Consider the following 20266-nt stretch of genomic DNA (forward strand, 5'->3'; position numbering starts at 1 on the left):
TTCTGCTATAACCTCGCAACCTTGTACCTGTTAACACGGTCCACTTTAGACCGCAAAGCATACACATAATCCGCAAGCAGTGCCTTTTCCCGTCCAAGCTCCAACGTGACTTCCAGCTCGCCCGTTTCGGCTTTGACATGGTATTCAGCGATTAAGATGCGGAAGTTGCCGTTGATGTTCTCGTTTGGCAAAGAAACAGCCACGGTATCTGCTGGGAAAAGCGGAGTATTCCCATAATCGATAACGGTGCTCTTGAGCGTGATGTACTCTGAGGGGTCTTTCATGCTGGCTAAAATTGCCCTTGCTCTGAGCAGGCATTCGGTGTCGCTCCAAAGCTCCTCGTCAATATCCACGTATTCTCTAAGACCATAGCTGCCTTGGCTAGCTGCATCCTGCAGAACGCTGCTATAGCGCAAGCCTCCGAAATAGAACTTGTCAATCCAAAACGAGCCTGAACCCGTAACTTGGACAGGATAGCAGTAGAACGCCACAGCTTTAATTTGTGACCAATCAAACCCCGACTGCACGCTCCAGTCAACCGCATTAACAGCGCCTACTTTGAAGGTTTCACTGGTCCACTGGTCAGAACCAGCGGTGCTTACTGACTGAAAAGTGAACTGGCGGCTAGCTGAGCGGCTGGAATTATCCCAAAGGACAAGTGCAGAGCCAGCCTCAAAATAGGCTTCTTTTTGGATGGCAAAATGTAGCTCAGGATACAGGTTAGCGTTAACCACGCCGTTGAGCTGGAAGAGTACGCCGCCGAAGTAGTTGTTTTGTACATATAGCTTGATGCTGTAGGGGCTGCCCATGGCGGTTTCAAGGCTTACTTGCCCTGCAGTGGCAGTCCAAGAGCCATCCGTGGGTGTTAGGCTCTGTGTCCAAGCAACCTTGTTTAAGGGTGCACTCTTGTCTTGTGCTCCGTAAATGGAGACTTTGTTTCTTATTGCTATGATTTCTTTCCAATATTCATAAGCTTCAATTTTATCGGTTAGGCTGACGGGGCTGGTTTTGGTGTTTCTGGGGAAAAACTCGATTTTGGCGTCAGGCATGGTTCTAAAATCGTAGCCAATGACACCGTTCTTGTCGCTTTCAGAAGCGATTTTTTGGAGCAAATCCCAGACTTGTGTGTCTTGCACTTTGAGGTCAGTGAAGGTTGTGTCAGTGTTTTCGACAAGCTCCGTGCTGCCTCGCACATGGCTTAACCCTGAATAGTAATCCAAGAGGTTTTTGACTATGTCCTCGCCCTTGTAGCCGCTGTAGTCTTTGGTTACCGTTTGCCTAAAGAGCTTCTCGCCCCAGCATCGCCCAGCAACTATAACATAGTTTTCGGTTGGGCTCGACTGGAACTTGACGCTTTCCGTTCTTGTGGTTATGAGTTGAGGAACGTTAGCGCCTCTGCCAATGCAAATGTAGCCGTCCTGTCCGACGTTAAGTGGGTAGGTGCCATTGGGGCTGTATTTGCTGTTCCAGTTCTGCAGGTGAAGCTCCCAACTGCTAACCTCTTTTGTGGCGCCCAAATGCACAAGGGCTTCTATAACGTCCACTTGTGGAATGCCAACAGAGCCCAAAGCAATGGTTAAAGCGGGTGGGCTAACGCTCATTGTTCTACACCCCTCCGATAGAAAGAAGCATCCGAAGAACTACCACTCCCCGACCTAGAAATGACGGCTGATTCTCCTGCCCTTTGGATACTGCGTGTATGGGTGGGCGTTTCTGCGGTGGCGCTGTTGAAGTTCTGCACGCTAGCCGTAGCAGTGTTCATGCTACTGGCAAAATATGCCATGGCAGCGGCAGCCGCAACAATAACGGCAATCCCCACTCCCGTTAGGGCTAGGAAGGTTCCATAGCTGATGTTTAGGGCGTTCTGCGCCGCAGTCGCAACCCAGCAAGCCGCCGAATACACCTTCTGAGCAACAGCTAAGCCCGTACTGGTGCGCAAAAACAAACCCATAACCGAAACTACCATCATGGCAGAGTTGAAAACCTTCATCTCCGAATCATTTAGCAACCCAAACTGGTTGGCAACGTAACCGATGGCTGTGCCTGCAGCGCCCAAACCCGCAAGAGTTGAACCCAAACTCTTAACCCGTGTTGCCAATGTTTCGGCGTCTGTCTGGACTCTTGAAAACTCGTTGCTGGCACGGTTCACTGCTCTTATGGTGACAGCGATTTCGCGAAAGCTCATAGCCCAGCCTCCGCTTTAGCCTGTTCAATAGCTTGCACTATGACGGATTCGAGTTCGGGAAGGTACTGTTGAATGGCTGGGTAAAGGTAGGGTTGTGCCTGCATGTACTTGGTGCCAAGCTCAACAAAAAAGGCATAAGTCGCATCTGCGCCGATTTCAGCGACCCATTCCCTGATTTTGGCATAGATTGTGCTGCGAAGATAACCCGTAACCATCGGCGCATTCTTGACGGCTTGAGCTTTGACGTCGGCAGCCCAGCTAGCCAAAAAGCTATGGACCTCACGCTGCATGCCCGAATCGAACCTTTGCATAGCTGCTTTGAATTCTTCTACGCCTTGGATGTCACAGGTTACTTCTACCGCCGTTTTGCTTCACGCTCCGCTTTTTTCTTTTCTTCCTCGTTCATTTCGTCCATCACGTTTAGGATGTGGCAGAACTCCTGCACTGTTCTGGCTGGCTGCTTGGCGAGCTCTGTTGGTGTCCATCCGAAGGCTTGACATAGCCGAAACTCGACAAGAGCGCTGTGCGGCTTTCCTCGTCTAACTGCTCTAGTAAAAAACGCAAATCCTCACGAGCCAACCCATTCAGCTTATTGGCGACTTTCGAGAAGAGTTCTCCAAGCTCAATGGGGATTCCGTCTTCTTCGCTCAGCAGTTTCTCAAGGGTTATGGGGTGGCTTTGGGGCTGCCCATGCATACTAGCCACGATAGTTTCAGCTTGAATGGCTATGAAGTCGCTGCTTTCAACGTCGCCTGAGAGCTTGTTGTATTTGGTGTGTTTTTGGATGATGCGGTTTCGCTTAGCCCATGTTATCTCGGCAAAGCTGTATATGCCCTGGTATTCTTTGTCGAAGCGTCCATCGATTTCTAGTTTTTCTGTTTTCACTTTTTTGCCTCCGTGACTAAGAAATTGTGAGCGGTCCTCTAGCCGTGAACGGAACCTTGGCATAGATTAGGTCCTCAGCTTTGCCGCTCAACGAAAAATCATCCCATTTGGTGTACTCAACGTTGACTTTGTTAGCGCCGCCAAGCCCAAATTCAAGGCTGGATTGCTCGGTATCAGCCAAAATGTCGTCGGCTTCTTGCTTGCTTTCAAACTCAAAAGTCAACTCTCCAGTCAAAAGCCGCTTGCCCCACGTTAGGTACTTGGCTAAGTGCCCGTTTGTTGACCGTATGACCGGGACAGCTTTGCATGAGTTGTCGATTTGCAGTTTCCAAGAAGTAATCCGTTCACATGCTACACCGCCGATTTTCACGTAGCTCTCGCTGCCTGAGACAGCGCCTGCATACTCTGTGTAGGTGGCGTTTGCAATCTTGGCTGCCGTTATTTCCACGTCTTGGGCTGGGAATTCGGCTTCGCACTCCAAAATGCCGTCTATATCACATGTTAGGGTTGCCTTGTTGAAGCGTGCGCCCTTGTAGAGCAAGCTTATGATATCGGTTGCTGTGACAAAGATGTCTTTGTAGTAAAGCACCTGCAAGGAAAGACTGGTGTTGAGTTCCTGTTTGACGTACTGCAACAGGTTAATCGGTGCGTCAGAGGGGATTGGATACTTGAGTTTTAACAGCGGTTGTCTTAGCCCACGTTTTAGAGAGACCACGTCCACTGAACCAGTGCCTGCCACTCGGATGTTGTTCGGGTTTATGTCGGGGTCTAAGTTGCTGCAGGAGTGCCCAAGCATCGCTGGGCTCGCAGGAACCGCGCCGAAGGTGCCCTCTGGAACGTAGTAGAATTTTTCTTGGTCGGAGTGATAGGTGTCTACCATCTTGCTTTTCACCTGTAACTATGAAATGGCTATGGACTCAAAGAGCCAGGCCACGATTTGTATTTCTTCTTTGAAGAGGAAAGGCTTCACGTCAGTAACATCGACGTCTCGATAACTGTGAACATCGCAAAACGTGACGCCTCTAACGTCAACGGTTGCTTGGACAAAATCGCAGTACAAAACGGCAGGCGAAACCCCGTCTGACGGGTTAGTTGTTCTTGCCAACATGTAGAGAAAACCGTCGCTGTTAACGTAGTTTGCAAGGTCAGAGGTTAGAGTTAAGTTCAGGGTCTCATCGGTTCCTGCAGAACCAGTTAACGAATTATTCCAAGCATCTGCCAAGTTATCCCAAACTTTGAGGATAACCCCGTTTCCCTCTGGTGTAGTTCCGAAGCCTTCAAACGACAAAACTACACGCTTTAAACACTGTTTTCTTGGTTCATTACGAGTTTCCCCTGCTTTGGAGCCGATTTTGAAGCGAAAAAGCATAAATGGGTACTCGCCGTTGCCGTTTGCGCTTTTAGAATGTCTTAGGTCATCGCTGCCCCAGAGGTTAGCATATTCCGAACTTGGCAACTCTGTCCATGAAGCGTTTGAGGGTTCCAGTTCGCTTGTGGCTGCTGCATCATACACCTTATGGGTTGCAGAGGTCGAGTCTATCGGGTAAAAGTTGTAGATTGTTCTGTAGGGCAGGTTACGGTTTTCTGGGACGATTAATAGGAGTTGCTCAAGCACTTTGTCTCGCATAACTCTGCCGACGTCGGAGTTTGGAGCGGGCTTATCCGTGGTTGTTATTGTTCCCCGAAGGGAGTAAATGCGCCGTCTTAGCTTTCCGTCCAAGGTGTGCTTTTGTTGTTGGCAAGGTTCAGTGGTTTTGGAAATTGTGATTTGGGCGTCGTAGTCTTTTAGGAGTTCCCGGTCATAGTTTGCCTGAGAGCATAGGACACGGGCTAAGCCGCCGTCATCTTTAACGACTCTGAGCCGAGATTCGATAAGTCTTAGAATGGTGACGACTGGGTTTTCAAGCTCGCTCAACTTGAAATAAGCCTCCTAGCGATGCTTTTGAAGTAGAAGCGCTGGTTCGCAAATGTGAAGGGTGTTATGGTTTGGATTTCGTAGTCTTCGCCTTGACGCCTAATCTTGTCATGCACTCGGACGGGAAGAAACGTGTAAAACGCCAAGTAGTCGTTGAGGTAATAGCCCGCCTCCAACATCACCTGCTCAGCCTTAAGCGAAGAAATCACAGCCAACAAATCCAATGGCTCACCATAATCCACGGTGGCAGCCGCTTCTCGAACTGGATAAAGCGTGACTGTCTCGCCCTTGCTTCTCAGAATTCTTGTGAACTGGGTTGTCGGCTCTTCATAGTGTAGGAACAGTTGGGCTAACCAACAGACCGTAACCATGGCCTGCTTGTTTTCCACATAGCTAAAGTCTTGGTGTTTGGCGCCCCAAAACATGAATTCCTCAGCGTGTTTGCTGATGAGTTCTACGCTTAGTTTGAGGCTGGGTTGGTCGTGGTTCTTGCGAATCTTCCACAGAATCCCGCTTGTGACCGCATCGTAATAGTCGCATGCCGAGAACCTGCTGAGCACATCTATGTAGCCAGCCCAGCATACCGATGGATTATAGGCGGGGTACTTTGCGTTTGCCTTGATGCTGTTTAGGGCGTTGTAGACTTTTTGGCAGCTAACACTCCACCCCTCAACCGCATACAAGCCCAATAATGCGTAGGCGAAGGGGTCATCGTAAACCTCATTCTCGCTCAAGCCAACTCGGTGCCATTTGCCGTCTACAGGGTCAAAATCCAACCAAAGAGCCACAAAACCTACCCTCAAAAAACCGATAGTCTTGCTCATGATGCTCTCATACAAGGCTGTATTTGGCGTGTCGTAGGTTTCGGCTAGCATCTTTAAGCCAATCAAGCCGTAGAGGCATTCGATGTCCAGCTGCAAAAGCCAAGCATCGCCAATCGTTACTGCTCTTGCGAAGCCGCCGTATGCCTGTTGGTCTTGCATGGTTTTGAGGAAGGTTGCTCCGGCTAGCTTTGCAGCATCCAAATATCTATTGTCGCCTGTGAGCTCGTAAGTTCTAAGTAGGGATGGAATGGCTCTGCATGCGTCCACGCTATAGTAGTAGGTGCTGGTCTCTGAGCTTTTGAATCCGCCATAAGCCTTCTTTGCTGGGTCAGTGCACTGCTGGGTGAGAACCCAATCGGCTAAATCCACTATTTTGGCAAGGATGTCTGTTTTTCTGTCCTCAAATTGCGGGGCAGAATACGCTTCATAGAGAAAGTCGATGGCAAAACTTGCAGCTAAGACTCCTTTTCCAAACGTTGGGTCAGGCGTGTTTGGCGGGATAACGTAAACATAGGGTGCGTAGTCCATGACGAATTGGTGATAGGTTTCAGGAACGGTTCCCATGGCTACACGCACCCCACATACGGCTCTTTGAGGCTAGCAAGAACGCGCTCGAATTCCGTTTGCAGAACTGTTAAGCTGGGAAGTGACGAGTTAGAACTGCTCAAGTCGCCGACACTGAAGTTTAACCCGATTGCTGAGCCGCCCGTCAAATAGCAAACGGCGTAAATGGCAGCCAAGAGCGTTATGGCTTCTTTTTGGGCGTCGGTGCAGTTTTGGTAGTCAATATCAGCGGAGAGTTCAAGCTCTAAAGTGACCTCTGCACGCTTAATCATCTTCAGAACTTTCACGTCAGAAATATCCGAATCCTTAAGGTTCAGCGCGTCTCTGACGTCTTCCGCCGATACGCTACCCATCCTTTATGCAGCTCCTGTGCTTTCTTGCGGTTTGCCGCCCATCAGTTCTTTGATGCCCGCAATTATTCCGCCCACCATTGAACTGCCAAGGATGCCGAGTTCGACGTTTCCAATTGGAAAGCCGAGTCCCATCCAAGTAGCCAGTGGCGGCAGAACGAAAGCGACAAACATCAAAAGCGCCTGCTGTTTGTCTGACAACTTCATTTCTCTTTTACCTCCTTACCTTGAACACCCGCTTGCTCTGGCGTGCTTGCAGGTTTGGCATCCCAGAGCTCCCAGCCAAACTTGACCGCATTCTTGCGGAACTCCTCAGCCCGAACCAGCCCCAATTCGGCAGCTTTGATAAGGTCGGCTGGGTTTAGCTCAGGGGTTTCGGGGCTGCCAAAATTCAACCGAACCTTAGCCTTACTCGCGTCAAACCCAGCTTGAGCGACAGTTACAGCAAAAATTTCCTTTTCGACCTGACGTTTGATGTATCGCTGGACTGGTTTTATGAGCATGTCTTGAAGGTCTAAGGCTGCCCGTGCGCTTGCTTCTGTGAAGCCTGGAGTGCTAAACAACCTTGGCAGAGGCGTTTCGCAGCCCAAATAGAACTGGTTAACCATGTGGTCGATGTAATACTCAAAACGTGCCCTCGGGTCAATCGTGACTGGAAAAACGCCGACAGACTTGGCACCACTAAAAAGCCACTGGCCTTCTTCAGGGCGATTTTTTATTGCACTTTCATACTTTTTGATGGTGTCCTCTTTCTGCCCTTCCAGTTGCACGACAACGTCCGGTCCAGCGTACTTGGTGAATATGCTGGGCAAAATCTTCTCTATCTTAGCTTTCATCCAAGCGTAGGACGGGCGCTTATCGGTGTCAACTGTTAAGGTGTGCAGGAGAACTTGCAATAAGCCGACGCCGAAACCAGACGGCACATCACAGTTAAGATGCCAATGGACAACCGCTTCGGGCTTGAGTTCATTTCCAGCATTGCCGCCATAGGTGCCTGAAAGCTGGTAACCCGTAACCTTGTAGGGAATTTTCAGGTTGGGAACGGTGCTTAACCCAATTCGCTGGACCGCGTCAATGGGCATACGGAGCGCATCTGTTAGCCTTTCAGGCGTGAGTTTGAGCCAGAAATCATTGCCGCAGCCAATCAACGGCTTAGCCATTTCATTAAGCAAGCCATCTAAGTTGACGTCTTCACAGAACTTATCCACGGCTGCTTTGGCTTGGGCGGCTTTCTCGTATTTTTCATCTGCCGTGGTATAGAAGCCCATGCCAACCGTTGAAGCCGCCAACAGGTCCACGCTGCTCTTGCATGTTGGGTCACGGTCATAGAGCTTCATCACATCGGCGAGCGGAATGCATGACGTGTCAAAGAATACTCTGCCGTTTGGAGATGCAACTCCTGAAGCAGGCGCATAGGAAAGTACTTCCTTGATTTTCTTGATGACTTTGCTCATGACGTTTTAACCCTGAAGTTTTTGTTTAGCCCAAAAAAGAGGGAAAATAGATGTTGTTTGCCACGGCGTTTAGGTCATGGTTTGCTTAACGTTAGTCATGCGTGCGATAGCTTTGGAGCGAAGAATCCCAGCGCCAAACCGTGTAGTTCCACGAACACCGTACTTGCCAGTTTTGACGTCTTCCCAGTCTTCCACGGTTACGTCTCGGCGAAGAAGCATAACTGAAGCCACGCGAGTATCGATTGCGTACATTGTTCCGTTAGGCACTAGGGTGCTTGACTGTACTGTCATGCCAAGTACGCTGCCGATTGTGCCTTGTGCAATGTCTGTTTCGCTGCTTGGTAAGTAGACGGATTTCACGAATTTGTCATCGTTGAGGAGCTGGTGCAGTTGCATCTCGTTAATCGCCAGCACGTTAGGGTGCCATTTTTCTCTTCGGACGGCTTCATGCAAACTCAAAAGTGACGCCCAGCTTGCCACGGCGCCGCCGCCAGCCAGTTCAGCGCCAGTTGCCAAGTCAGCAGCCAGAACTCCTGCGTATAAGTCGAGAATGGTTTCAGTTTCTTTTTGTCCTAAAGCTCTGCCCACGTTGTCAACGGCTTTGCTCATAACGTTCCAAGTTGCATCTTCGAGGTATTCGCGGGTCCACTGGTCTGAGGATTCGGCTAGCTGGTTAGTGTAGATATCTACTGTAGAGGGTTTCTTTGCGCTTAATCTTGTAACTGCGCCTTCAGCATAGCGATAACCGACTGCCCCTTCATCGAGTGGGAAACGTTCCATCGCCTCAGTTGTTGGCATTACGGTTATGATGTTTCTGCCGATCAGTTCTGGCCATGCAGCGTCAACCATTGTGTCGTGCATTCTGCCAAGGGCGCCTGCCACATCGCTGAAAAAGGCTTCTTTGACACCCATCTGAACGAAACGTTTGAGGAATGGGTGGTCGGCTTTCTGTTTGAGTTTTTCGTAGAGTTCGCGTTGGTCGTTTGGCTTTGCCATTAGGGTTTCATAGAGTCTTGGTTTCATTGGGGGTCACTTTCCAACGGTTATGAAGATTAGGTCGCCGTCGTTGACTGCGGATTCAAGGGCTGTGCCGAGTTTGCGGTTGTAGAATATGGTGTAGGTTGCTGCTCCGCCTTCGTTGACTGCTTGGTCAACGAGTTGAGTGACTTTGCCGTCTGCGGCGCTGCATACGGCTTTGCCTCGTGTTATGGCTCCGTTGGCTACGACTTTGACTTTGCCTTTTCTGAGAACTGGGCACATTTCTGTTGCAAGAACTGTTTTTGTTGCTATGCCTATGGCGTCGTCTCCACCTGGACTGGGCGAAACCTTGTCGTCAGCGCTCAGGTAGACGGGTGAGCCTTTGGTTATGCCTGCTGCGGCTTCAAAAGATTCGATGAGGACTGTTGGGTCGTCTGTTTCTCCTGCGGCTATCGAAGCATTGTCTGTTTTATCGACCATTCAAAATCAAATCGATTTTAGGTTTTGAATTTCCCAAAGTTCGTCCTTTGGTACTCTTCCCCACAAAAGTGAGCGAAAACACAGCTAGCAGCCTCCAGCTTTTTGCTCTAGCTTTTGAATTACTCTGCGAAGTTCTTGGCACATGCGTTGAGGTCCAAGACTCCAACTTCGCTGAACCATCGGCGAAGGCAACACTGCCTCAACCATTTTAGCAGCTTCCGAGACCGCTATCACTTTGGGCGGGTTTTTGATTAAGCCGCCACCGGGAACCTGCTTACGCAAGTCTTCGATGGTTTTCTGCGCTTCTGTCAGTTGCCCTTGGAGGGTTTCGGTTTTTCCTTGCAGGTTGCAGACGGAGCTTTCGATTTTGAGTTCTCCCGCAGCCGAGCACAGCTTTTTGAGTGCTTGGGCTTTGAGTTCTGAGGAAATTTTTGTTTGGTCTAGACGTTGCAATGCAGCTATGATGTGGGCTTGGTCGAGGTTGCCTTCGGCGTTCTTATACTCTAAATGCCGTAGGCTTCGTGGTGTAGTTTTGCCCTGGTCGTCTTTTGTGCCTCCGGGTTCAATGGCTGCAAAACAATCGTCTCGCAGGTTGTTGACGTAGGCTGTGTCCCATTCTGCTTCTTGAACGCCCGCTTTTCGTAGTGCTTCCGTGACTTTGGTGTCTACGAGTTTTTCTAAGACTTGTACGTTGGTTTCAGGTATGCCTGGAACGGCGACTAGGCTTAACTCGGCATTGTGCAGTCCGTGCGGAACTTTGCCGTCCACAACATCGACCGCTTCATAGTCTGCGCCTACGCTTACGTGCTGGACTAAGCCTTTGCGGATTTTCTCGGCCGTCTGGTCATCGTAAATTTCGGCTTCATACCAGAGGCTGTGTCCGTCCCAATCCGTTTTGGTAACCTTACCGACGGCGTTTGGCACTGCAACATGCTCAATGTAGACTGGCGCGTTTGTGAGTTTGCTTGAGAAAGTTTGCAACTCCTCAGATGTGTAGATGTTGAGATTACGGCTCATGCCCGTCGTCATGGCGACACCCCTAATCCTCAGTGGCTTATCTGCCATTTTCTCAAGAACACTAAAAGGCAAAACTGCCGACAGATGCTCTACTGCATGCTTGCAGCCTTCGCACTTTTTTGTGCCGTCTTTGTTGTCTGTTTCGCTTTTAGACATTTTTCGGTCAAAGAATATGGTGGAAAGCTAAAACAGAAATAGCTTATTAGCGCATTTACGATAATAACCTATTTAGGACAATGGTTCGTAAAATAAGGCTTAAGATGAATCTTACAAAAAGAGAACGCACAATTTTGCAATTTGCACAACAAGGATTAAGCGATTATAAGATAGCTCGCAAAATAAACAGCGACCCCCCAAGCATTACGCGCTCACGGAAAAATGCGTACAAAAAACTCGTAAAATCCGTAGTTGATATAGAATGGTTAGTAAAAATTGGTTTTAACATTTCCGAACTAAGCCAATCGGCATCTAGAACCAACCAATACATTTTTTTCTTGTGAATCGCTCTTCTTTAAAAAACCCCTATTCTTAAGCCAGTTACTGTTATCGAGGGGAAATCTTTCTGTTATTCCGCCTATTTCTCAATTTAACCCAAATATTCCTTAAGATTCGGACCTGTTCAAAATTCATGCCTAAACCGTCTCTTAGCAATATTTTGTCATTGGCATCAAAAATTTGAGCCAAATTGCCTTTTCTAATATTGGTATCAATGTCGACAGGATTTAAGTGATCAATACCGACTATTGGTATAAGGAGTTCTTCAGCCTCGCTAGGTTCAAGCGTTAAGACACCACCGCCATAACTTCTGCCTTTAACTTCAGCGGAAGCAAAAGTCAAGGAATTAAGAAATGCCCCTGCAATTTTTTTCCCATCAACTCCTTGGTTGAAGTTAACCCTGTGAATGGTATCCGTACAAGTTGAGCCCGATGTGTTCAATACCATTTTTGGGTAATCATGTATTTGTCTTAGCAAAAAAGCCTCGGGTTTGTAGATGGTCGGAACGCGGAACCAGTCATCTCTACGAATCCTGCATTTGAAACCTTCATTAACCCCATGCTGCACTCCCTTTTCAATATAATTCTTAATTGCATCGGGTAAGTCTGCATATTGCGTTTGAGATGGCGCAAAAAGGTAACAAGGGTTATCCTTTTGCCTAATTTTTTGCCAATCATCCTCAGAAAATATTATGCCTTCAATATCGGAAGAGCGGCCAAAAATTTTGATTGTGTATTTTTCGTCAATTCCGATATTATTGAGTGTATTTTTCGATAAAATAAAGAACTTATTTTTCCCAGTAACTACGCCAATATCCACCGAATACAAATCACCTCCCCTTTTTATGCCCTCTAAAGTAGGTATTTTTCTAAGTAATTCTATTTCTTCGGTGTCTAGAAAATACTGTGTCCATTTTTCGGTAGAATGATCCATCGGCTTATATTTATAATACTGAAAATTCTTCGAAACATCTTCAGGTCTAATTCTCAAATACAAGTCGTTTTCATTCTTTAGTTCAATGACTCTTATGCCTTCAATTGGTCCATTGTTTCTTTCTCCCAGTAATAAAATGACCTCTTGCTGCGCTGTCGGAAAAATTAGTTTCTCAAAAGTAATAATTGTGAGTTTGCTAAAGAAAACGCTCAAAAAACGACGCGTGTCGGTGGCATACTTCACTTGAAAAAGCTGAGCAGGGATTACCATTGCTATCTTTCCGTTTTCAGAAAGCAATTGAGACGACAATAAGAGAAAAGCAATCCAGGAATTTGCGTGACCACTCAATTTAAAATCAAAAAGCTCGGAGATTAGTTTAAAAGCAATTTCTTTTGATTTCTGGGGAAAGTCCTGATAGCGGATAAAGGGCGGATTGCCCGTAATCATAGAAAATTTTTTGTTATTTTTCAGAAAAAGCTGGCAATAATCAAAAAAATCCCCGTTTAAAACAATCTTTTCAGGGTTTGCAATATCTAAATCTGATAGAAGACGTCTTGCCTTGTTCGCCTCTTCTTCAACCAGTTCAATGCCAATTAAGTGTGACTGAAAAGCGTCTTTGGGTAAGTTTATGTTAGAAAATTTTTTGCAAATTGAAGAAAGAAAAATACCGTTACCACAGCTTGTTTCAAGCACGACAGAATTACTATCAAGTCCAGCCCAGTCTATTAAGAAATCAGACACAATCTTAGGAGTGTAGAAACCTCCTCTAAGTTTGTCTACCGTAGACTTTGATGTCAGGACAAGTACCCCACAGCCAAGTAATTGATTTAAATTGGTACATATGTAATCAACTACATAAAACCTATTTGCTAGATACTCGTTATCTAATCAAAGAAAGTGGTAATGGTAAATGAGCAATAAAGGGCTAACCTTCACCGTTGATAGTTTGCTACTTGGGGAAATAGGCGAAAGGCTAGTTACCAAAAATTACATAGCACTAGCTGAGTTAATAAAAAATGCTTTCGATGCCGATTCTGAACACGTTGTAATAACAATGGAAAATACAAAAAGCGATTCTTTCAGCGATGACGGAACAATCACAGTTGCTGATTGTGGACATGGTATGAGTTTGGAACAAGTAAGAGCTTTTTGGATGAGAATCGCGACCCCAAATAAGCAAAGGAATCCCTATTCTCCAAAATATGGAAGAAGAAAGACTGGAGATAAAGGAATTGGTCGATTTGCTTGCCGAAAGTTAGCTAATAAACTAATTTTGACTTCTACTGCATTACTCCCGAATAATAAATTTCAAAAGACACAAGTAACGTTCAACTGGCCCAATTATCAGGCTGGTTTATTACTGGAAGAAGTAACAAATGAATACTCAACAATATTTTTAGAAAAAGCAGAGACAGGAACATCTTTGCAACTAATAGGCTTGAGAGATAAATGGTCGCAATTAGACTTTGACACTTTGAGGAGACGAATTGGTGAATTATCGGTTATCTCACCTACAAAACGACCAGGTTATCCTGAAGACCCTGGAATGACCATTGAAATACGAGCAAATGAATTTCGGTCAGGTGAAGGCTTCTTAGTTGAGCAGATTAAGGATGCAGGGTGGGGCAGAGTAGTTGGAAGTGTTTCGTCTCAAGGTCTTGCTTCTTTGACCCTCGATGCAAAGAAAATTGGTAAGGTTCCTTACGAACTGCCAAATACATATGCCAAAATTCCAAACATTAGTTTTGACATCGCTATCTTCTGGGATAGAACTGAATACCTGAGAGATCCTAAAACTTTAATGGGCGGCTTAATACCCCAGATTTTCAAAAATTATTCAGGAATTAAAGTTTTTTTGGATGGTTTCCGAGTATATCCTTATGGCGACCCCGAAAATGATTGGCTAAATATAGATGAAATCCAAGCAAGAAAGTTAGCCAAAATCAGTGACTACTTCAATAAAGCAGCCAATAATTTAATAGGTGTTGACCCAAATCGCGCGAAATTAAATCATCCTAGAAATCAGAACTTGATAGGCGAAGTACGTCTTTCAAATGAGCCTACTCGGCTTTTCGATGTACCAATTAACAGAGAAGGTTTTATCGAAAATGAGTCTTTAGTCGACCTAAAAAAATGCCTGAAAGATGTATTGGAATGGGTAACACTCTGGTATGCTCATTACCTATATTTGAATGAGCAAGAAACTGTACGAAAAGCTCAGGAAGAACTTAAGGATGTATTAGGCGAAACTGAAAGCCCAACAAACTCTCCTGTGAGAACTGGCCCAGAAGAAATGATTTTGGTTGATACCGCAGTCAAAACTCTTGATAGAATAACCGATTCTCTACTCAACGCAAAAGAGAGCTCAGTTGGTCCCGAGGCAAAAATACAGTACGAAAAAACAAAAGAAGCTGCCATTAAGGTTGTTCAAAACACTGTTAGCAGATTAGAAACACAAACTAACAGTTTACGTACAATTGCTTCAACTGGAGCTTTAATGTTTATTTTTACGCATGAAGCTCAGTCGGTTATTAGTAGCCTTGACACTCATGCAAACGAACTCGAAATACGAGCAAGAAATATGCCTGACAAGGAAAAAAAACTACTGTTGAATTTGTCGAAGTCTTTTAGAGAAACGAGAGACCGCTTTGACGACCAAATTCGATTATTTAGCAGGTTGTCCGATGATATCAAAAAAGTGGAGAGAAAAAGACTAAACGTTAATAACTCATTTAAACAAGTGAAAAACGTCTTCGCTGGGTTTATTAAAGATTTTAATGTAGAAATTGATGACAAAATCGACCCCTCCCATAGAACTGGCTTAATGTTAGAACCGGAATTATATTCAATACTTATTAATTTGCTATCCAACGCATTAAAAGCCGTACTAGCTTGCGAATCCAGCAACAAGAAAATAAAAATTGAAACATTCGAAAATGACGACAGTTTGGTTCTTCGAGTTTATGACGATGGCGTTGGGCTGAAGAAGGAATACCGCGAATTAGTAAAACAACCGTTAGTTTCAGACCCCGAAGGAAAGCTCTATAAAAATCTCAAGGGTAAAATAGATGAAAGAACTCTAACGGCGGTTGGTTCAGGTCGAGGGCTGGGATTAAGCATCGTTGGCAGTATCCTTGAATCATATAATAAACAGTTAAATTTCATTGATGCTGAAGAACCATGGAAAACATGTGTAGAGGTGGAATTGCCATGACAGAGAGTAAGGTAATCTGGATAGATGATGATTTAAGTCATAAAAAAGACGCAGACTTACTTGCAGAAAAAAGCGCTGACTTAAAAATAACCTTTTTTCATCCAAAAGAGTTTGTAGTGGAGGAGATGCCGGTTGATCTTTTCTTATTGGATGATAGGTTATATCAACACGAAAATGCTAAGAATGAAAAATCAAACGCGCGCGGCTTTACTCTCGCCGCTAATATAAGGTTCAGCTTTCCTGAAATTCCAATTTACATTTTCACCAAGGACTTCTTTGACCAAGGTATATTTGGCGTGTTATCTCAAGCATCAGAAAGCTTTGTAGACGAGAAAATTTATTATAAAGATGTGCAGAGACGAGGAGTAGAAATTCTACTTAACGATTCTCTCGATTATAAAAAAATCAGGTCAGTTGAAAAACTTAACTTACAACAACTTCTGAATTTATTGAACCCGCCCGAAGATATAGTTGACGAATTGAAAAATGCTTTGCCTGAAGCTTTAAGGGATGGATTACGCCCAGCTGATGACCAAGGAAAATCTGAAGGAAACTCTCTCTTTTATGGCAAATGGATTAAAAAATCGTTGCTGACTTACTCAGGCTTTATTTACGATTCGCTTTTTGCTGCAACAAGTGTTGGTTTAACCGAAAAAATGTTTTTGGAGATTCAAGATTTCGCCCCTGCATTATATGACGGGTTGTTTTCAAAATCAAGGAAACCATTATGGTGGAACCGGAAATTACGTTCGATTTTAATGACCAAAGCACAAAAGGCCTTAGATAATAAAGCCATAGGTAATCCCTTCGCTTTAGCCGAAAAAATCTTTAATCTCAAGGAAAACGAAATATTGAAGTGCGCCGTTTGTAAAGAAAAATATCCCGAAACCGTCGCTTTCAATAAAGACGATCCAAACGACCGACAGCCTGTCCATTTCTCTTGTAGCGCCGTTGATTACACAAAGGAAAACAAGCTGTTCTTTGAAGAACTAAGGTATTTCAAGTATGAGGATTAAAAATGAATGAAGCTGAGTTGACTTCATATCGAAAACACCTCATAAAATCTTTTTCTTGTATTAAAGGCAACCCAACTATCCAAAGAAACTGTTCAGAGATTAGTATTCTATCGGGAACAATTATCGATACATTAAAAGAATTAAGAGACCCGAAAAATTGGAGTTTAAAAATAGACCCCCCTTGGAAGATTCCGATTGAAAATGATGATCGCTATTTCAGTCAGAATGAAGCAATTCTGATGTTAAGTGGCATATTAAGTGTAGAAAACTTGAACTTTCAAATGTATTCTTTTGTTTCTTCGATAGTGTTGAAGTCTCAAAAAAACAATGACGCCCAAATAACGCAAATCCCACTGGAGGATTACTGCGAACATAAGCATATCCATAAAGATAGGTTAGTCAGAAGATTTCACTTTGACTTAGCTATAGGTGAAAACCAAGACAATAAGCCCGTTTCACATTTTCAATTTGGCGGCAAAGAGTACACTAATCAGTATCCATATTCATTAAATCCGAAAATTGGCATCCCCAGAATTCCCTATCCTCCAATTGATTTTATAATACTCTTTGACATGATGCTAAGGCAATTTAAAACCAAAATTCCAAATAGTTTTTATGATTCAAAAGATTGGGTGAGCTGCGTAAAGGTGAGCGAGGAGTATCGAATGAAAGCATATTATGAAGCTGTTGTGAAATATTTTGGAGTAAAAAGCAGAAAACCGTTAAGTGAAATGCTCAGCGCAGATACCTTTTTTCTTTAAAGGCATTGTTAAACAGTTCTTTCAAAATCATCCTTGCTTTCGCCCCAAGCTTCTACTGCAAAAGTAGTTAAAGCCCAATGCCAGCCCCGCTTTTCTGCAATATGTTGTCCAAACTCTTTTTCTAGCCGCCTGTTCATTCTTAAAATCCTTCGACTTATTTGATGCCGAGTAACTGCAAACTGCCTTAACCGCATTTGTAAGTCTTTAGGCAACAAGCCGGGTCTACCCGCTTCAAAAAGCAACTGTATAATCTCTATGTCTATCTCATCTCTACAAGTCACACGCTTAATCAGTGACTGCTCAAAATTGAATGAATCTTTCAGGCCAGCAAAAATAGTGCGTAACATAAGCTTGATTTCTTCCAATTCTGTTAACGTCTTCTTGAGGAGTTGATGATTGTATTTTAGGCGACCTATTTTGTCGCTTTGGGTGCGCTTCTTTTTGGGTTTCTGAACGGGTTTTTCGCTTGCTTCCATGTCAGAATGCACACTCCATGTTTTCTGCTCCATCAACACAGGGCGAAATTGACTGCTGGTAATCAGGACCAAGCAACCACAGAAAAGCGGCTTCTAAAAAGCATGGACTTTTCCCATGCCCTCGGCACATTGCTAAAAGTGCTTTTGAACAGGTTTTCACTGCCATTAGCTTAAAACTGCTGCTAAGAAACGTAGCTTTTCCCTCCGTTCTCAGAAGTCTTAGACGCCTCTTGGGTGCCGCATTCTATACTCCCGACAAGCCGTCCTAAAGCGTCAGCAACCTTAGCCAAATCGCAACCCATCTTCTCCAACTTTGTAAGACTACCAGAAATTCTCTCCAAATCGCCAAGAGCAGTTTCCACTTGGCCTTCCAATTTCTTGACCCGCTCAGGCATCAGCAAATACTCAACCGCTGCATCACGGCCAAGATGATCCAGTTCGCCCTCGTCCTCTCCTGGGCTATCATCAATCAACCGCTTTGGCGTGCTCACTTCAAAATAGCGATTCAATAAATTCGCTACTGGGTCATCGATGCCAAGTTCATGGCGCCTGTTAATTTCGCCCTGACCGAGAACGCAACCGTATTTGCTCATTAAGCCCTGAGCAACGCGATCAGCCATGTTCTTAGCCAAAGTTACGAGCTCCCCCGGACTGCGACCATAAAATGTCTCAACATGAACAATCCAAGACGTCGTTGTATGCCTAACTTTGACACCTTGCTCCAAACCCAAAAGAGCCGTCCAATTCTGCATTTCAATCCGCTTAAAATCGCCCATCGGATAAACGCCTTCACGTAAGACCGGATATTTGAAAAAACAACGATGCAGCCGAAAGACGCCGCTGCTGAAGAGGACTCCCTCACAGGATATGAGAAAATTTTGACCTCGCTCTGTAAGCTCAAAATCAACAAAGTTACTGCGTTTCAATCGGCGAATTAACCCTGCCTTCTCCAGCTTTTTTACGTAGTAAGCTACGTGCTGGCGCTTCCAGCCACGTACACGTCCTATCTTGGCAGGGTACATTTTTACTTCGATGCCTTTGAGTATGGGTATGACGCGGGAGCGGACGGTATTGAAGTCAAATTTGACTTTTGACTTTGAAAGCGAAATATTTTGACTTCTATCGTTAGTGTCGGTCATAAAAAAATCACCTGAGTTTTGGGATGACCTTTTCCTTGATTCTTTGTCTAAGCGCCTCTATGCCTTCGTCGAGTTCTGCCAAAGTTAGCAAGCGTTTTCCATGAAAGTCAGCCAGTGCAGCTCTTAGGGAATCGCGGTTTTCAACCGTGTCTCTTATGCGAAAGAAAGCAGCAATACCCGATACGCCATCAACGATGACTGGTGCCGCCATAACTTCGAACTCTGCGTTCTTTGGGGTTCCAGGCGCAAAGTAGCAGTGCTCTAAATACTGGCCAAAGCCGCCGTTATAACCAAAAACAATCCAACGATCATCATTTATCCAATCAACCGCATCTACTTTTCCGATTTTTAGCTCCATCCAAGCCCTCCTAAATGAAAAGCCCCGGTCGGCTTGTGCCGCAACCTTCAGTGTACTTCGCACGCAGAGGCAAACCGACCTTCAAAACCTCTTTGAGAATGACATCTTTGTTGGCGCCGCTTTTTTTGCTAATTTTTTCAAGGATGACGTCTTGTTGCGAGGCGGTTAGTTCCTTCCAATCTAAAAGGAACACTCTCTCGACTCTGTCTATGCCTTCCAAGGTTGCAGGTTGAGTTATGATGCTTTGGATTGGCGCTTCGCCGTCTGGGAAGATGTCGCACCAAAGGGCTTTGCCTTCAGCGTTTAAGTATGCCCAAGTGTGGTATTTCCTCAAACTTGAGCCTCCTTCTTGTGCACTCTGAGTTTTAATCGTGCGCACGCTTCGCTTGAAGCTATACGATTAACTGATTTCCTGCCCTGCATGGTTGGTTCGGTGCAACGTCCACACCAAAAAACGCAGTCCATACAATAGAAAACTTGAGCGCCTGACGACGTAGCTGGCGCTTGAAGAATAAACCTAAAAAATTTTGAGAAACTAAAAAAGAAAAAGGGGTTGAGAAAATTCAGTATAAATTCGTTACTAGATTGGCGGGTCCGACGGGAGTTGAACCCGCGACCCTCGGATTAAAAGTCCGATGCTCTAGCCTGACTGAGCTACGGACCCACCTTGTGGGAAGCTGTTGATAGCAAAACGACATGGGGGTTTTTTAGCGTTTCTGTTTTTGTTTGGGATTTTTGAAAAGTAGAAGGGGTTTATTGGACTTTGAGGAAGTTTGAGACGAAGGTTTTGATGTCTTGGTTGACGCTTAGAAGGGTGTCGATTGTGTGGGCGCCTTTTTTAGTGAGTTGGTAGGTTCGTTTTCTTTCATCCCAGATTCCTTCGACTAACCCGTTTCGTTCTAGACTGTAGAGTAGGCTGTAGATGGTTCCTGAGCTGACTAAAAGCTGGAATTTGTTGTGGATGTAGCTGATGATATCGTAGCCGCTGAAGGGCCCATTTCGAAGTTCGCTTAGGATTATGATGTCTAAAAAGTTTTTTATGATGCGTTCGTTCATTTTTTTGATAATTTGGGCTTCCGATTTTTCCATCGTTACAACCATCGTGATTTTCCCCATTTCTCCCGTGGTTGGTTAGATAGTTCAATTCTGATATAAATATTTAACTAATATTCGAACTTCGACTCAGAAGTTAATACATGTTGCATGTTGTTTAAACATTGTT

Annotated in this window: 23 protein-coding genes and 1 tRNA gene; 4 read left to right on the top strand and 20 right to left on the bottom strand. The window is 45.0% G+C overall.

Going from position 1 to position 20266, the window contains the following annotated elements:
- Positions 1-5 precede the first annotated feature (5 nt).
- The 13 genes from ACBZ72_07915 to ACBZ72_07975 form a co-directional block, all read right to left on the bottom strand.
- Complete coding sequence (locus tag ACBZ72_07915; GenBank protein XES76106.1) at positions 6-1601, bottom strand: hypothetical protein; 1596 nt, start codon at positions 1599-1601, stop codon at positions 6-8.
- Positions 1598-2185, bottom strand: a complete 588-nt coding sequence (locus tag ACBZ72_07920; GenBank protein XES76107.1) for a hypothetical protein — start codon at positions 2183-2185, stop codon at positions 1598-1600. Before ACBZ72_07920 ends, ACBZ72_07915 begins: the two co-directional genes overlap by 4 nt.
- Positions 2182-2526 carry an HK97-gp10 family putative phage morphogenesis protein gene (locus ACBZ72_07925; protein ID XES78667.1) on the bottom strand — a complete coding sequence of 115 codons (345 nt, stop codon included), beginning with the start codon at positions 2524-2526 and terminating at the stop codon, positions 2182-2184. The genes ACBZ72_07920 and ACBZ72_07925 overlap by 4 nt, the downstream gene beginning before the upstream one ends.
- A gap of 79 nt (positions 2527-2605) precedes the next feature.
- Positions 2606-3070: a hypothetical protein gene (locus ACBZ72_07930; GenBank protein ID XES76108.1), complete on the bottom strand. Its 465-nt coding sequence runs from the start codon at positions 3068-3070 to the stop codon at positions 2606-2608.
- Positions 3071-3086: 16 nt separating this feature from the next.
- Positions 3087-3950, bottom strand: coding sequence for a phage tail tube protein (locus tag ACBZ72_07935; protein ID XES76109.1), 864 nt, complete (start codon positions 3948-3950; stop codon positions 3087-3089).
- Between the two features lie 18 nt (positions 3951-3968).
- Positions 3969-4985: a hypothetical protein gene (locus ACBZ72_07940; GenBank protein ID XES76110.1), complete on the bottom strand. Its 1017-nt coding sequence runs from the start codon at positions 4983-4985 to the stop codon at positions 3969-3971.
- Complete coding sequence (locus ACBZ72_07945) at positions 4982-6373, bottom strand: hypothetical protein (protein ID XES76111.1); 1392 nt, start codon at positions 6371-6373, stop codon at positions 4982-4984. The genes ACBZ72_07940 and ACBZ72_07945 overlap by 4 nt, the downstream gene beginning before the upstream one ends.
- A 2-nt stretch (positions 6374-6375) precedes the next feature.
- Positions 6376-6726, bottom strand: coding sequence for a hypothetical protein (locus ACBZ72_07950; GenBank protein ID XES76112.1), 351 nt, complete (start codon positions 6724-6726; stop codon positions 6376-6378).
- 3 nt (positions 6727-6729) lie between these two features.
- A complete protein-coding gene (locus ACBZ72_07955; protein ID XES76113.1) occupies positions 6730-6930 on the bottom strand; it encodes a hypothetical protein in 201 nt (66 codons plus the stop codon).
- The gene (locus tag ACBZ72_07960) at positions 6927-8177 is read right to left on the bottom strand and encodes a hypothetical protein (GenBank protein ID XES76114.1); all 1251 of its coding nucleotides are present in this window, start codon (positions 8175-8177) and stop codon (positions 6927-6929) included. The genes ACBZ72_07955 and ACBZ72_07960 overlap by 4 nt, the downstream gene beginning before the upstream one ends.
- 69 nt (positions 8178-8246) lie before the next feature.
- A complete protein-coding gene (locus tag ACBZ72_07965; protein ID XES76115.1) occupies positions 8247-9200 on the bottom strand; it encodes a phage major capsid protein in 954 nt (317 codons plus the stop codon).
- A 6-nt stretch (positions 9201-9206) separates the two neighbouring features.
- Positions 9207-9635 carry a capsid cement protein gene (locus ACBZ72_07970; protein ID XES76116.1) on the bottom strand — a complete coding sequence of 143 codons (429 nt, stop codon included), beginning with the start codon at positions 9633-9635 and terminating at the stop codon, positions 9207-9209.
- Between the two features lie 84 nt (positions 9636-9719).
- Positions 9720-10808, bottom strand: coding sequence for a hypothetical protein (locus tag ACBZ72_07975; protein ID XES76117.1), 1089 nt, complete (start codon positions 10806-10808; stop codon positions 9720-9722).
- 104 nt (positions 10809-10912) lie between these two features.
- Between ACBZ72_07975 and ACBZ72_07980 the strand changes: the two genes are divergently transcribed.
- A complete protein-coding gene (locus tag ACBZ72_07980; GenBank protein ID XES76118.1) occupies positions 10913-11152 on the top strand; it encodes a LuxR C-terminal-related transcriptional regulator in 240 nt (79 codons plus the stop codon).
- 43 nt (positions 11153-11195) lie between these two features.
- Here ACBZ72_07980 and ACBZ72_07985 read toward each other — a convergent pair whose 3' ends face one another.
- Positions 11196-12923: an N-6 DNA methylase gene (locus ACBZ72_07985; protein ID XES78668.1), complete on the bottom strand. Its 1728-nt coding sequence runs from the start codon at positions 12921-12923 to the stop codon at positions 11196-11198.
- Positions 12924-12990: 67 nt separating this feature from the next.
- Between ACBZ72_07985 and ACBZ72_07990 the strand changes: the two genes are divergently transcribed.
- The 3 genes from ACBZ72_07990 to ACBZ72_08000 are packed head-to-tail and all read left to right on the top strand — an operon-like array spanning position 12991 to position 17071.
- Positions 12991-15294: an ATP-binding protein gene (locus ACBZ72_07990; protein ID XES76119.1), complete on the top strand. Its 2304-nt coding sequence runs from the start codon at positions 12991-12993 to the stop codon at positions 15292-15294.
- The gene (locus tag ACBZ72_07995; GenBank protein ID XES76120.1) at positions 15291-16310 is read left to right on the top strand and encodes a hypothetical protein; all 1020 of its coding nucleotides are present in this window, start codon (positions 15291-15293) and stop codon (positions 16308-16310) included. The genes ACBZ72_07990 and ACBZ72_07995 overlap by 4 nt, the downstream gene beginning before the upstream one ends.
- 2 nt (positions 16311-16312) lie before the next feature.
- On the top strand, positions 16313-17071 hold the full coding sequence (locus ACBZ72_08000) for a hypothetical protein (protein ID XES76121.1): 759 nt from the start codon (positions 16313-16315) through the stop codon (positions 17069-17071).
- A gap of 8 nt (positions 17072-17079) precedes the next feature.
- Here ACBZ72_08000 and ACBZ72_08005 read toward each other — a convergent pair whose 3' ends face one another.
- The 6 genes from ACBZ72_08005 to ACBZ72_08030 all read right to left on the bottom strand — a co-directional run bounded on the left by ACBZ72_08005 (position 17080) and on the right by ACBZ72_08030 (position 20133).
- Positions 17080-17547 (bottom strand): hypothetical protein, encoded by a 468-nt coding sequence (locus ACBZ72_08005; protein XES76122.1) that lies wholly within the window; start codon positions 17545-17547, stop codon positions 17080-17082.
- A gap of 182 nt (positions 17548-17729) precedes the next feature.
- Complete coding sequence (locus ACBZ72_08010; protein ID XES76123.1) at positions 17730-18686, bottom strand: hypothetical protein; 957 nt, start codon at positions 18684-18686, stop codon at positions 17730-17732.
- Positions 18687-18693: 7 nt separating this feature from the next.
- Complete coding sequence (locus tag ACBZ72_08015; GenBank protein ID XES76124.1) at positions 18694-19044, bottom strand: hypothetical protein; 351 nt, start codon at positions 19042-19044, stop codon at positions 18694-18696.
- A 10-nt stretch (positions 19045-19054) separates the two neighbouring features.
- Positions 19055-19378: a hypothetical protein gene (locus ACBZ72_08020; GenBank protein ID XES76125.1), complete on the bottom strand. Its 324-nt coding sequence runs from the start codon at positions 19376-19378 to the stop codon at positions 19055-19057.
- 252 nt (positions 19379-19630) lie between these two features.
- Positions 19631-19708: transfer RNA gene (locus tag ACBZ72_08025), tRNA-Lys, on the bottom strand.
- Between the two features lie 89 nt (positions 19709-19797).
- A complete protein-coding gene (locus ACBZ72_08030; GenBank protein XES76126.1) occupies positions 19798-20133 on the bottom strand; it encodes a PadR family transcriptional regulator in 336 nt (111 codons plus the stop codon).
- Positions 20134-20266 lie beyond the last annotated feature (133 nt).

The sequence above is a fragment of the Candidatus Bathyarchaeia archaeon genome, from assembly GCA_041447175.1.
Lineage (GTDB): Archaea > Thermoproteota > Bathyarchaeia > Bathyarchaeales > Bathycorpusculaceae > JADGNF01.